The organism is Aquisphaera insulae, from assembly GCF_011064615.1.
GTDB classification, from domain to species: domain Bacteria; phylum Planctomycetota; class Planctomycetia; order Isosphaerales; family Isosphaeraceae; genus Aquisphaera; species Aquisphaera insulae.
In genome coordinates this window covers 71,038-84,210 of sequence record NZ_JAALJH010000037.1, presented here as the reverse complement: position 1 = coordinate 84,210, position 13,173 = coordinate 71,038, and the positions used below count along the sequence as shown (strand labels likewise).

Annotated in this window: 9 protein-coding genes; 6 read left to right on the top strand and 3 right to left on the bottom strand. The window is 69.5% G+C overall.

Going from position 1 to position 13,173, the window contains the following annotated elements:
• Positions 1-175: 175 nt before the first annotated feature.
• From trpB to G6O54_RS19545, 3 genes are all read left to right on the top strand, one after another.
• The gene (gene trpB, locus G6O54_RS19555) at positions 176-1,378 is read left to right on the top strand and encodes a tryptophan synthase subunit beta (protein ID WP_165227346.1); all 1,203 of its coding nucleotides are present in this window, start codon (positions 176-178) and stop codon (positions 1,376-1,378) included.
• 78 nt (positions 1,379-1,456) lie between these two features.
• Positions 1,457-2,293, top strand: a complete 837-nt coding sequence (trpA, locus tag G6O54_RS19550) for a tryptophan synthase subunit alpha (RefSeq protein ID WP_165227343.1) — start codon at positions 1,457-1,459, stop codon at positions 2,291-2,293.
• Positions 2,294-2,343: 50 nt separating this feature from the next.
• Complete coding sequence (locus G6O54_RS19545; protein ID WP_165227342.1) at positions 2,344-6,945, top strand: protein kinase domain-containing protein; 4,602 nt, start codon at positions 2,344-2,346, stop codon at positions 6,943-6,945.
• A gap of 14 nt (positions 6,946-6,959) precedes the next feature.
• Here the strand turns inward: G6O54_RS19545 and G6O54_RS19540 are convergent, their stop codons facing one another.
• Positions 6,960-8,345 (bottom strand): MBL fold metallo-hydrolase, encoded by a 1,386-nt coding sequence (locus G6O54_RS19540; RefSeq protein ID WP_165227341.1) that lies wholly within the window; start codon positions 8,343-8,345, stop codon positions 6,960-6,962.
• A gap of 341 nt (positions 8,346-8,686) precedes the next feature.
• Here G6O54_RS19540 and G6O54_RS19535 point away from each other — a divergent pair, with 341 nt between their 5' ends.
• Positions 8,687-9,739, top strand: coding sequence for a class I SAM-dependent methyltransferase (locus G6O54_RS19535; RefSeq protein WP_165227340.1), 1,053 nt, complete (start codon positions 8,687-8,689; stop codon positions 9,737-9,739).
• 100 nt (positions 9,740-9,839) lie between these two features.
• A complete protein-coding gene (locus G6O54_RS19530) occupies positions 9,840-10,529 on the top strand; it encodes a Uma2 family endonuclease (protein WP_165227339.1) in 690 nt (229 codons plus the stop codon).
• A 43-nt stretch (positions 10,530-10,572) separates the two neighbouring features.
• Here G6O54_RS19530 and G6O54_RS19525 read toward each other — a convergent pair whose 3' ends face one another.
• Positions 10,573-11,808 carry a hypothetical protein gene (locus G6O54_RS19525; RefSeq protein WP_165227338.1) on the bottom strand — a complete coding sequence of 412 codons (1,236 nt, stop codon included), beginning with the start codon at positions 11,806-11,808 and terminating at the stop codon, positions 10,573-10,575.
• On the bottom strand, positions 11,802-12,329 hold the full coding sequence (locus G6O54_RS19520; RefSeq protein ID WP_165227337.1) for an RNA polymerase sigma factor: 528 nt from the start codon (positions 12,327-12,329) through the stop codon (positions 11,802-11,804). Before G6O54_RS19520 ends, G6O54_RS19525 begins: the two co-directional genes overlap by 7 nt.
• 149 nt (positions 12,330-12,478) lie before the next feature.
• Between G6O54_RS19520 and G6O54_RS19515 the strand changes: the two genes are divergently transcribed.
• Positions 12,479-13,171, top strand: a complete 693-nt coding sequence (locus G6O54_RS19515; RefSeq protein ID WP_165227336.1) for a Uma2 family endonuclease — start codon at positions 12,479-12,481, stop codon at positions 13,169-13,171.
• Positions 13,172-13,173: the final 2 nt, after the last annotated feature.

Here is a 13,173-nt window from a genome sequence, read left to right as displayed (position 1 = left end):
TCGGCACCCGCCCGCCCGGCTCTGCCCTTGACCCGGTCACGGCAAGGCCGCGAAAATGGTCCCCTTGCGCGGGCTCGCGAGGTGGCCCGCGCGTTCCTCGACTCGAGCGAAAGACGGGCCGGTCATGGCGACGCACGGATCCGAACACGACGACGCGTTCCAGGCGACGATCCCGATGCATTCGATCGGCCAGGTCCCCGACCACCTCGGCCGCTACGGCGTCTTCGGCGGCCGGTTCGTGCCCGAGACCCTGATGGACGCGCTCAACCGGCTGGCCCAGGCGTACGAGGAGGTCAAGACCGACGCCGCCTTCCAGGCCCGGCTCGCCGACCTGCTCAGGAACTACGTGGGGCGGCCGTCGCCGCTCTACCAGGCGGAGCGGCTCACGGCCTTCGCCGGGGGCGCGGCGATCTACCTCAAGCGCGAGGACCTCAATCACACCGGCGCCCACAAGATCAACAACGCGATCGGCCAGGTGATGCTGGCGAAGCGGATGGGCAAGACCCGGGTGATCGCGGAGACCGGCGCGGGGCAGCACGGGGTGGCCACGGCGACGGCCTGTGCCCTGTTCGGCCTCGAATGCACGGTCTACATGGGCGAGGAGGACATCCGCCGCCAGAAGCTCAACGTCTTCAACATGCGGACCATGGGGGCGACCGTCGTCCCGGTCTCGACCGGTTCGAGGACGCTCCGCGACGCCACCAACGAGGCGATGCGCGACTGGATGGGGTCTTCGAAGCAGACGCACTACACGATCGGCAGCGTGGTCGGCCCGCATCCGTTCCCGATGATCGTCCGGGACTTCCAGGCGGTGATCGGCCGCGAGGCCCGCGCCCAGTTCCTGGAGCGGACCGGCGGCCTGCCGGACGCCGTCGTCGCCTGCGTCGGGGGGGGATCGAACGCCGCCGGGATCTTCTACCCGTTCATCGAGGACGCCGAGGTCGAGCTGATCGGCGCCGAGGCCGGCGGCCGGAGCCCCAAGGCGGGGGACCACGCATCCAGCCTCACCCAGGGGCGGCCGGGCGTCCTCCACGGCAGCTTCAGCTACGTCCTCCAGGACGACGACGGCCAGACCCTGGACGTACACTCGATCTCCGCCGGGCTCGACTACCCGGGCGTCGGCCCCGAGCACAGCTACTGGAAGGACAAGGGGCGGGTCCGCTACGAGAACATCACCGACGCCGAGGCGCTGGAAGCCTACGGCACGGCCGCCCGCCACGAGGGGATCCTGCCGGCACTCGAGTCCAGCCACGCCCTGGCCCAGTCGTTCAAGGAGGCCCGCCGCCTGGGCGCGGGCAAGTCGATCGTCGTCTGCCTCTCCGGACGCGGCGACAAGGACGCCTTCGAGGTGGCCCGCCTCCGCGGCGAGCCGATCTGAGCGGCCGCCCGATCGGATCGACCCCCTTCGCTTCTCCCCACACGTTCCCCGAAGACGCCCCCTGCGACGATGCCCACCATGAATCGAATCGACGCCCTCTTCGGCCGGCTCCGCGCGGAGGGCCGCCACGCCCTGATGCCCTTCCTCACCGCCGGCGACCCGGACCTCGCGACCACCGGCCTGCTCATCCGCGAGATGGTGCGGAAGGGCGCGGACATGATCGAGCTGGGGATCCCGTACTCCGACCCGATCGCCGACGGCCCGGTGATCGCCGAGAGCTACCATCGGGCGCTCCAGAGGGGGATCAAGGTCAGCCACATCTTCCAGACCGTGCGGACCCTCCGCGCCGAGGGCGCCCCGGAGCTGGACGGGACGCCGATCGTCTCCATGGTCTCGTACGCGATCATCCACCGGGTCGGGGTGGAGCGCTATCTCAACGAGGCGGCCACGGCGGGCTTCGACGGCCTGATCGTGCCGGACCTGCCGCTGGAGGAATCCGCGGCCCTGATGGATCGGGCCACGGCCCGAGGCCTCAAGCTGATCCAGCTCATCACGCCGGCCACGCCGAGGGACCGCGCGGAGGGGATCGCCCGGCTGACGACGGGGTTCATCTACTATGTCTCGGTGGCGGGGATCACGGGCGAGCGGCGGGAGCTCCCCCCGGACCTTGTGGAAAACGTGGCCTGGCTCCGGACCCGGACCGAGCTGCCGATCTGCATCGGCTTCGGCATCGGCGCGCCGGACCAGGTCCGGCGGCTGGCGCCGGTCGCCGACGGCCTGATCGTGGGCAGCGCCCTGGTCCGCCGGCTGGCCGATGCGATCAACCGGCCTCGCGCGGAGGTCGTCAAGGAGGTCGGCGAGTTCATCGGCGAGCTGGCCGGCGCGATGAAGATCCAGGCCGGCGAGCCCGGCTGACATGGGGGTCGCGTCGAGTTCCGGCTTTCGTCATAATGCTCGATGCGTGCGTGCGGCATGGGGAGCGGGCACTCTCTGACCGGGCGGCGACCATCGTGGACCCCTGGCTCGACCTGACGACCGAAGACCGTGTTGATCCCCGGGGCGAGGACACGCACACCCTGGGATCGGAGCCGAACTCCCCCACGCCGACGGGGCCCCCGGTCCGGATCGGCCGCTACCGCGTGGTGAAGCTGCTGGGGCAGGGGGGGTTCGGGCTCGTCTACGAGGCGTACGACGAGGAGCTCGAGCGTCCGGTCGCGCTCAAGGTTCCGCATCCGCACCTGGTGGCGCGACGGGGGGACGCGGAGCTCTACCTGGCCGAGGCGCGGAACGTGGCCGGGCTCGACCACGCGGGGATCGTGCCGGTCTACGACGTGGGGAGCACCGACGAGTATCCCTGCTACGTCGTGAGCAAGCTCATCGACGGCCAGACGCTCGCGACGCGGATGCGGCGGGTGCACTACGCGCCGCGACAGGCCGCGGAGCTCGTGGCGAGCGTCGCGGAGGCCCTCCACCACGCCCACGGCAAGGGGCTGGTCCACCGGGACGTGAAACCCGGCAACATCCTGATCGCGGTCGACGGCCGCCCCTACGTGGTGGACTTCGGCCTGGCCCTGCGGGAGCAGGACGTCGGCAAGGGCTCCCGGTATGCCGGCACGCCGGCCTACATGAGCCCGGAGCAGGCCTGGGGCGAGGGCCACCGGGTGGACGGCCGGTCGGACATCTTCAGCCTGGCGGTGGTCTTCTACGAGCTCCTGGTGAAGCGGCGTCCGTTCCGCGGCGAGAACCGCGAGGCGCTGCTGGAGCAGGTCACCCGGCACGACCCGCGGCCCCCCCGCCAGGCCGACGAGTCGATCCCCCGCGAGCTCGATCGGATCTGCCTGAAGGCGCTTTCGAAGCGCGCCTCGGAGCGATACTCGACCGCCCGGGACATGGCCGAGGACCTGCGGCTCTTCCTCGAGGCGGACAGGCAGCGGGCCGCGTCGGCCCAGGCGATGGCCCTCCCCTCGTCGCCGACCGCTCCGCACGCGAATCCGACGACGACCCTGGCGACCCCGCCGCCGCCGTCGCGGGACAGCCTGCCCCTCTCGATCCTGCCCCAGAACATCGTCCCCCGGGGCCTCCGGTCCTTCGAGGCCCGGGACAGCGATTTCTTCCTCAGCCTCCTGCCCGGCCCGCGCGATCGGGAGGGCCTGCCGGAGAGCCTGCGATTCTGGAAGACGTGGGTCGAGTCGGACGCGGACGGCTCGGCGCCGGTGGGCCTGATCTACGGGCCGTCGGGCTGCGGCAAGTCGTCCCTGGTCAAGGCCGGGCTCCTGCCGTTGCTCTCGCCGGGCGTCATCCCGGTCTACGTCGAGGCGACGCCCGGGGATACCGAGGCTCGGCTCCTGAACAACCTCCGCAAGCAGGTGCCCGGGTTGGGCGAGTCGCTGGGGCTGCGCGACAGCCTTGCGGCCCTGCGACAGCGTGGGATCCTGCCCGCGGGCAAGAAGGTGCTGATCATCCTGGACCAGTTCGAGCAGTGGCTGCACGGCCGGCGGGAGGAGGAGGCGCCGGCCCTGGTGCAGGCGATGCGCCAGTGCGACGGCGAGCGGGTCTGCTGCATCGCCATGATCCGGGACGACTTCTGGATGGCCGCCACTCGGTTCATGAAGGCCATCGAGGTCCGGATCGTGGACGGGCGGAACGCCGCGGCGGCGGACCTCTTCGACGCCTCGCACGCCACCAAGGTCCTGGCGGCCTTCGGCCGGGCGTTCGGCCGGATCTCCGGGTCCCTGGGGCGGCGGCAGCGGGAGCACGAGTCCTTCTTGAGGGAGGCGGTTGCGGGCCTGGCCCAGGACGGCAAGGTCGTCTGCGTCCAGCTCGCGTTATTCGCCGAGACGATGAAGGGGAAGCCCTGGACGCGGTCGGCCCTGGCGGGCCTCGGCGGGACCCGCGGCGTCGGGTTCGCCTTCCTGGAAGAGAACTTCGGCGAGGCCGCGGCGCGGCCGGCCCATCGGTTCCACCGCAAGGCCGCGCGGGCCGTCCTGGCCGCCCTGCTCCCGGAGCCCGGCGCCGACATCAAGGGGCACATGCGTTCGCGCGAGGACCTGCTCGATGCCTCCGGCTACGCCGCCCGCCCGCACGACTTCGACGACCTGATGCGAATCCTCGACTTCGAGCTGCGGCTGATCTCGCCGACCGACCCGTCGGGCATCGACGTGGCGGGCGCGCGAGGCGCCGGGGGTGACGGCGAGCCCGGCCGGCTGTATTACCAGCTCACCCACGATTACCTCGTGCATTCGCTCCGCGACTGGCTGACCCACAAGAAGGGGGAGACGGCCGCCGGCCGGGCGGAGCTCTGCCTGGCGGACCGGGCCACGCTCTGGGAGACCAGGCCGGAGAAGCGCTTCCTCCCCTCGCTCCTCGAATGCCTCCGCATCCACGCGTATACGCGGCGAAAGGCGTGGACGCCCCCCCAGCGGGCGATGATGCTCCGGGCGGACCGTCGCTATGCCACGGCCGGCATGCTCTGCCTGGCCCTCGCGGGCGCGTCCGCCTGGGGGTGGTACGATGCGGCCGGGCAATTCCGCGCCGACGTCCTGGTGGACTCGCTCGGCACCATGTCCATCGAGGCGAATCCCTCTCTCAAGGCCCAGTTCGAGGGGGTCCGGCGGTGGGCCCGGCCGCATCTCCAGAGGATCCTCGCCGACGAGTCCCCCTCGAGCCTGCGGTATCTCCACGCCAGCCTCCTGCTGGCCGACGAGGATTCGACTCGCCTGATCTTCCTCCGGGACCGGCTGCTCACCGCCGCCCCCGCGGAGGTCGCCGTGATTCGCGAGGCGATCCGCCCCTACGCGTCCCCCATCACGCCCTGGCTCCGCTCCATCGTGGCGGACTCCGCCCCCGGCGACGCGAGGCTCCTGCCCGCCGCCGCCGTGCTCGCCGATTTCGCCCCGCGCGACCCGGCCTGGGACGCCGGCGCGGAGAAGGTCGCCAGGGCCCTGCTCGCCACCAACCCCGCGGCCATCGGCCTCTGGATCCAGGGGTTCCGGCCCATCTCCGACAGGCTCTCCACGCCGCTCCAGGACCTCTTCCGCACCCGGAATCTCCCCGAGAGTGAACGGGTCGTGGCCTCCACGATCCTCGCGGAATACTCCGCCGATCCGCCCTTGCAGCTCGCGAACCTCCTGATGGACTCCGAGCCCCGCTCCTTCTCGATCCTCTTCCCGGCCGTCCGCCAGCGGAAGGCCAAGGTCGAGTCGACCTTCGAGGACGAGCTGAAGAAGCAGCCCGGGCCGAAGGACTCCCTCGACGACCGCTCGCGGCTCGCCGCCCGCCAGGCGCGCGCGGCCCTGGCCCTCTACCTGTTCGGTCGGACCGACGTCGCCCTCCGCCGGCTCCACCTGGTCCCCGACCCGGAAGTCCGCAGCCACCTGGTCGTCGGGCTCCGCGCCGTCGGCGGGGACGCCCAGCCGCTGCTCCAGGCGATCGAGAGCCTGCGATCCGAGCCGGTCACCTCGCCGGACTCGACGACGGCGGCGATCCTGGACCCGGCCGTCTCTTCGCGCCGGGCCCTGATCCTCGCGCTGGGGCACTACGACCTGTCGGAGCTGGGCGAGCAGGGGCGGGACCTCATCGATCGCCTCTCGGAGTCCTACCGGAATGATCCCGACGCCGGCATCCACGGCGCGACCGATTGGGCCCTCCGCCGCCTCGGGCAGGACGCCCGCGTCGCCGCCATCGACGACGACCTGAGCAAGGCGAACGTCCCGGCCGGCCGGCGGTGGGACGTCAATTCGCAGAAGCAGACCTTCGCCCTGGTCCGCGGCCCCGTCGAATTCCTCATGGGGGCGCCCCCGGAAGAGTGTCGCAACGGGACCTTCGACCTGCGACACCGCCGGCAGATCCCCCGCGATTTCGCCATCGGCCTGAAGGAGGTCTCGGTCGAGGAATTCCAGCGTTTCCTCGCGGAGAACCGCGGATTCCCGCACAAGCGGGACCGGTTCTATGCCCCCCACGACGATGGTCCCGTGGACTACGCCTCCTGGTATGACGCCGCGGCTTACTGCAACTGGCTCAGCCGCAAGGAAGGCCGCCGCGAATACTACGAGCCCAACGCCGTGGGCTGGTACGGCCCCGGGATGAAGGTCCGGCCCGGCGCCGAGGACTGCGACGGCTACCGCCTGCCGACGGAGGCCGAGTGGGAATTCGCCAGCCGCGCCGGCACCACCGCCAGCCGGTTCTTCGGCTCCGGCGACGACCTCCTGCGGTTCTATGGCTGGGACATCGTCCAGTCCGAGGGCCACGCCTGGCCCTGCGGCCGACTGCTCCCCAACGACCTGGGCCTCTTCGACACCCTGGGCAACGTCTATGAGTGGTGCGAGGACCGATTGCTCGATGCGACGGTGGGCCCCCAGGCGCTCCTCACGGTGGACGGCCTCGATCCCGGCCACGTCCTCTCCGACAACGAGAGGCGGATGCTCCGCGGCGGCGGCTTCGTGGACGTGGGACGAGACATCCTCACCCCCTTCCGGGCGTACAACCACCCCAACAACCAGCTTGGTTCCTACGGCTTCCGGATCGCCCGCACCGTGAAAGCCGCGGGGCCGGCGGGGAACGGCCGCTGAGCCCACCCCGCGATTCAGACCTCGAAGCTCTCGTGGAGATCGGGGATGCGGATCGGGGTCCTGACGTGGGGCTGGAGGAGGGGGGCGAGGGCTTCCATGGATTCCGGCTCGCCGTGGACGAGGAAGCCGTGCTCGATGCCCCCGCCCGTCTGCTCATACCAGGCGGCCAGGTCATTGCGGTCGGCGTGCCCGGAGAACCCGTCGAGGACGTACACGGCCGCGTTCAGGTCGTACCACCGGTCGAAGATCTGCACCCGCTCCACGCCCTCGGAGATCCTCCGCCCGAGCGTCCCCTCCGCCTGATAGCTGACGATCACGATCGCGTTGTCCCGGTCGGAGACGACGTGCCGGAGGTGGTGGCGAATCCGGCCGGCCTCGCACATCCCGGAGGACGAGATGATCACCGCCGGCCCCTCCAGATAGTTGAGCCGGCGCGAGTCGTCGAAGGTCTGGCAATACTCGACGAATCGGGATCCGAAGTAGAGCGGATCCTTGTCCATCAGCTCTCGGGCGTGGGGCGTGTAGGCGTCCGCGTGGTCGCGATGGATCTCGGTCAGCCGGTTGGCCAGGGGGCTGTCCACGTAGATGGGGATCGGCCTGACTTTGTGGACGGCGAAAAGCTCCTGGAGGCAGTAGACCATCCGCTGCGTCCGGCCCAGGCTGAAGGCCGGGATGACCACCTTCCCGCGGAGCCGAGTCGCCCGCGCGATGATGGCGTGGAGCTGCTTCATCAGCTTGTCGTAAGGGTCCAGCTCGCGATTCCCGTAGGTGCTCTCCGAGACGAGGATGTCGATGTCCTTGACCACCGTCGGGTCGGGCAGGAGGCTGGTGTTCCGCCGGCCGAGGTCCCCCGTGAAGACGAACCGGCGATCGCGGCCGTCCTCCCGGTAATCGAGCTGGACGATCGCCGAGCCCAGGATGTGGCCCGCGTCGTGGAAGGTCAGCGTGACCCCCGGGACGACCTCGGTGGGCTCCTCGTACCGCACCCGGTTCATCCGCTCGACGACCCACTCGACGTCCATGAGATCGAAGAGGGGCTCGGCGGACTCGACGTGGGGATGGCTGATCGCCGCGTTGCGGACGTCCTCGCGCTGGATCCTCGCGCTGTCGCGGAGCATCACGCTGGTGATGTCCGCCGTGGCGGGCGTGGCGTGGATCGGCCCGTTATACCCCTGCTTGACCAGATACGGGAGGCGGCCGATGTGGTCGTTGTGCGCGTGCGAGATGATCACCGCGTCGAGCGACCGGGGGTCGAACGAGAGCTGCCGGTTCGGGCTGTCCGGGTCGATCCGGTCGGAGTCGAACAGGCCGCAGTCCAGCAGCAGGCGATGCGGGCCGATCTCCAGGAGATGAGCACTCCCCGTGACCTGCCGGGTGGCGCCGTGGAACGTGATTCGCAACCAACCCCCTCCCCATCCTCTGCGGACCGGCCTCCGGCGCGGGGGGAGCCCGGCCGCTCGTCGCCCTCGGGACGGGCGACGTAGGCCCGGAGATCGGCGGGCAGCTCGCCCGGGGGCCGCGGTCAGCCTCCCGGCGGATGCCCGATCGTCTTGATCTCCAAGGACTTCATCATGCCAGAAAGGCCGCGTTCGCATCAAGCCGATCGACCGGCCACTTCCCCCGGAACAATCCGGTCGGGGCCGGCGAATTCGCGGCGACTGCGGATGCAAGGCCGCCCGGGTTTCCCTATAATGCGTGCCCCGGGCGATCGGATGCCCCGGACATCGACGCCGTACTTGCCATGACCATGGAGGGTGTTGTGCAGGCCCAGATCATCCATCGCGACGCGTCGTCACGGCCCGAATCGCCTTCCCTCTCGGCGACCGAGATGCCGCCGCCCGCCGCCTCGCCCCGCGCGAATCCCTCGCTCAAGCGTCGAGTGAAGGACCTGGGCAAGCGCGGCCTCCGCCGTTTGTTCGAGGTCGGCCAGGGCCTCGGCTTCGACGTCCTCCCCCGTCACTTCTACTCCCAGGTCCCGGACATCCGCGAGCTCCGCCGCGAGGCCGGCTGGAAGGAGCCGTTCAGCCTCTTCGGCGTGGCCGGGTCGGACACCGACGGCCAGTTCGACTTCCTCGAGTCGTGCTGCCCGACCGAGCGGACCGAGGAGCTGCGTACGGCCGCCGTCCACCGGCGGGCCTGCGAGACCAACGGCGAGCCCGGCTTCGGGCCGATCGACGCCGATTCCCTCTTCGCCTTCATCCGCGCCGTCCGGCCCGAACGCGTGGTCCAGGTCGGTTGCGGCGTCTCCACGGCGGTCATCCTGGACGCCGCGCGGGGCATCAAGGGCTACCGGCCGGAGATCGTCTGCGTCGAGCCGTACCCGACCGAGTTCCTGAAGCGGGCCGCCGCGGCCGGCGACGTCCGCCTCGTCCCCGAGAAGGCCCAGACCGTCCCGCTCGAGGTCCTGACGGATCTCGGCCCCGACGGCTTCCTCTTCATCGACTCCACCCACACGGTGAAGCCCGGCAGCGAGGTCAACCGCGTGATCCTCGAGGTCCTGCCGCGCCTGGCCCCCGGGAGCTGGGCCCACTTCCACGACATCTACCTGCCCTACGACTACCAGCGCGGTCTCCTCGAGGACGAGCTATTCTTCTCCGCGGAGACGTCCCTCCTCCACGCCTTCCTGGTCAACAATCCCGGGTGTTCGATCCGGCTCTCGCTGAGCATGCTCCATCACGCCGATCCGGCGCGCCTGATGACCCTGATGCCGAACTACCGCCCCGCCGCCAATGACCGCGGCCTGCGAGCCGGCGAGGGGGACTTCCCCAGCTCCATCTACCTTCGCATGAGCTGATCGAACGGCTTCAATCCGCCCGGGATGGCCGCCGGATCGTCCCGGGCGTACGATGGATCCCGGCGAGCCGACGAGTTCCCGGCCCCGTGGAGCCGATGCCATGAGCACCGCGACCCCGCCGATCGGTCAGACGACGATCCCGCCGCTCAGGGACGGCGATGTCCTCACTCGGGATGAGTTCGAACGCCGATACGATGCGATGCCAGAGCTGAAGAAGGCGCAGCTCATCGAAGGAGTGGTCCACGTGGATTCGCCTGTCAGCTCCGGCCACTTCACGTGGCAGATCGATCTAGCGACCTGGCTGGGGGTCTACAAGGCGACCACCCCCGGCGTGACGGCCGGCGACAACGGGAGCGTCCGCCTGGACCCGAAGAACGAGTACCAACCCGACCTCTTCCTCATGATCGAGGCGAGCCGCGGAGGTCGGGCAAGGATCGACGCCGACGGGATCGTCTCCGGCTCGCCCGAGCTCGCCGTCGAGATCGCGGTCAGCAGCGCGAGCCGCGACGCGACGGTCAAGCGCCGCGTCTATGAGCGCGTCGGCGTCCGCGAGTACCTGCTCTGGCGGGTCCGCGACCGGGCGCTCGATTGGTTCATCCTCCGCGACGGACGCTTCGAAGAGCTGTCCGCTTCGGAGGACGGCATCATCCGCAGCGAGTGCTTCCCCGGCCTCTGGCTCGACCGCGAGGCCCTCCTCCGCGGCGACCTGGCCGGGGTACTGGCCGTGCTCCAGCGGGGGATTGCCTCGCCGGAGCACGCGGCCATCGTGGACCGGCCGGGCACCGCGTGACGCGGATCGCGAACGGGACGAGATCAACCGGCGTGCAGAAGCTTCAGATCCCGCCGCAGATCGCCCACCGATCGGGCTGTTCCGGCCGCACGACGGTCCGCGCGGATCGCTCCCGCCGCACACCCTGTTTCTCGACCTCCAGCTTGACCGGAACGGCCAGGGCCTTCGGGCCATTTATGGGCCACGGGACCGGCTTCCCGATCTCGATGACGCGGAGGATCTTCTCCCCGGATCGGTCGCGGATGCGTTTCATGTCTTCGGCAGAGTAACCTTCGTAGATCAAGCCCGCCCTGTCATCGTTACCGGCGATGATGGCTTCGAAGTAGTCGCGCACGGCCTTCGTCGCGACCTCCTCCTCCGTGAGCTCACCCCTGACGATGCCAGGTGGACGGCGGACCTGGTCGAGGTGGATCACGTCCTTGGGCATCCTGGGAAGGAAGACCTCGGAGTCGATTGGCTTGTTGTAATCGAGAAACTGCCGCTCTTCCATCAGATCCCAGTCATTGCCCGTCCCGCGCTTCCGAACCTGCACGAGATATCGCTGCACGAGCCGCGTCCGGGAATCGATCTCGTAGACATAGCGGCGGTCGGGATTCCTGGTGTCCGTGGCGATGAGGACGAGCGGTTCGCCATCCCGCACGGGCAGGCGCGTTTCCACTTGCAACTTGCCGGAAGCCTCATCCTTTTGCAGCCGATCGAAGAACAGCCTGGGGTCGGCAAGGTCCCGCAGATCCGACATTGTCCTGGCGCTGTCCTCGGCGGGAACGATCAGGTGCGCGTTCTTGTCCAGGAACCACACTTCGGACCTGCCTTCGGAGAGGATCACCACCTTGGCCCCGTCGTCCAGCGTGTGGAAGTCGGCCCGGACGCGCCGCGGAGTCCCGTCCGGGTTGAGTTCGACCCAGATCGCGCTCAGCCGCTTGGCGGGCGTGATCCTGGCATGATAGCTCCTCACCCCCTCAAGAGCTTTCGCCGTCTTCTCGAGGCCATAAGCTCGGTTCGGCGGCCCAACGAGGAGCCCGGCAAGGATCAGCGCCGCGCAGGCCACCGTGGCCGCCGTGGCGGACAGGCGACGATGCGTTCGGACCATGTTCAGCATCCTTTCCAGAACAGGGAGCCTCGACCCTTCCCGTTCGTCCGGAGCGGGGTAGCCGATGGCGGTCTCGATGACACGATCCAGGGTGTCGACCGGGATCGGCTCCGCACTGGCGGCCCAGATCGCCCGGTCGAGGAGGCGGTCGGATTCGTCGCGGTCGGATTCGTCGGTGGAAATCAACATCCCGGTCTCCTCGTGGCTTCAGCCAGCAGACCGAGCCGATCCTTCAGCTTCCTTCTCGCCTTGTGGAGGGCCACGCCCACGGCGTCCGTGCTGATGTCCAGCGTGCGGGCGATGGCGGTATTGTCCATCTCGCCGAAGTAGCGGAGCGAGAAGACGCTCGCCTCGCGGTCGGGGAGCTCGGCGACGGCTGATCTCAGGCGGTCGGCCAGCTCACGTTCGATGGCCAGCGATTCGGGCCGCGACGACTCCGGGGCGGCGATGTCGTTCGCGTCGAGCGGCACGACGAACCCCTCGCGGCGAGCCCGCAGGCGGTCGATGGCCCGACGCGTCGCCAGGTGGCGGATCAGGGCCCCCCAGTCTCGGACCGGCTCCGCGGCGTGCAGCCGGAAGGCGTCCAGGAGCGCCTCCTGCACCGCGTCCTCCGCGTCGGACGCATGGCCGAGCAACCGCCAGGCCGACGCGAACGCCGCGGGCGTGTGCCTCCGCACGATCGTCTCCCAGTCCTCCCGACCGGATGGCATGTCCTCACCCCGCGGACCGATCCCTGGCAAACTTCTACCCACTCTGTCGTACCGGCGACCCGGAGATTACCCCCGGTCGACGATTTTCTTCGATAAGAGTATTCTGAACCACGGCCAAAGCGAATCTCTCGACTCCCTGAAGCGTTATCATGAACACGGTGACTCCCTTCTCTGCTTCGGACTCCATCCCACCGCTTCGCGATGGCGACGGGCTTTCACTCGATGAGTTCGAACGCCGCTGGGAGGCGATGCCGGACCTGAAATTCGCGGAGCTGATCGAGGGTATCGTGTACCTCGGCGGGCCAGTCCGCCTCCGAGAACACGGGAGTCCGAACGTGGAGATCGCCGCCTGGCTGGTCAATTACAAGATTGACACACCGGGAGTGATCCCCGGATTGCATTGTAGCCTTCGCCTCGACGCGAGGAACGAACTCCAGCCCGATGTCCTCATGATGATTGACCCGGCGCTCGGAGGGCAGGTGCGGCTCGACGAGGCGGGCATCGCCGAGGGCGCTCCTGAACTCGTCATCGAGGTTGCGGCGACAGGTGCCTGTCGGGACGCGACGATCAAATCACGCATCTACGAACGCTTTGGCGTCCGCGAGTACGTCCTCTGGCGCGTTCGCGATCGCGAGATCGACTGGTCCATCCTCCGCGACGGCCGCTATGAAGCGCTGAAGCCTGATGCGGACGGCACCCTTCGCAGCGAGGTCTTCCCGGGCCTTTGGCTGAATCCTGACGCCATGCTCACCGCGGACCTCGCTGGAGTGCTTGCCACGCTCCAGCGCGGCCTCGCGACGCCCGAACACGCCGCCTTCGCCGCGCGACTCGGCGGCGCCTGACA

Excerpts from the sequence above, each read along its gene's own strand:
- trpB (WP_165227346.1), top strand. The coding sequence starts at position 176 with ATGCATTCGATCGGCCAGGTCCCCGACCACCTCGGCCGCTACGGCGTC.
- trpA (WP_165227343.1), top strand. The coding sequence starts at position 1,457 with ATGAATCGAATCGACGCCCTCTTCGGCCGGCTCCGCGCGGAGGGCCGC.
- G6O54_RS19535 (WP_165227340.1), top strand. The coding sequence starts at position 8,687 with ATGACCATGGAGGGTGTTGTGCAGGCCCAGATCATCCATCGCGACGCG.
- G6O54_RS19530 (WP_165227339.1), top strand. The coding sequence starts at position 9,840 with ATGAGCACCGCGACCCCGCCGATCGGTCAGACGACGATCCCGCCGCTC.
- G6O54_RS19525 (WP_165227338.1), bottom strand. The coding sequence starts at position 11,808 with ATGTTGATTTCCACCGACGAATCCGACCGCGACGAATCCGACCGCCTC.
- G6O54_RS19520 (WP_165227337.1), bottom strand. The coding sequence starts at position 12,329 with ATGCCATCCGGTCGGGAGGACTGGGAGACGATCGTGCGGAGGCACACG.
- G6O54_RS19515 (WP_165227336.1), top strand. The coding sequence starts at position 12,479 with ATGAACACGGTGACTCCCTTCTCTGCTTCGGACTCCATCCCACCGCTT.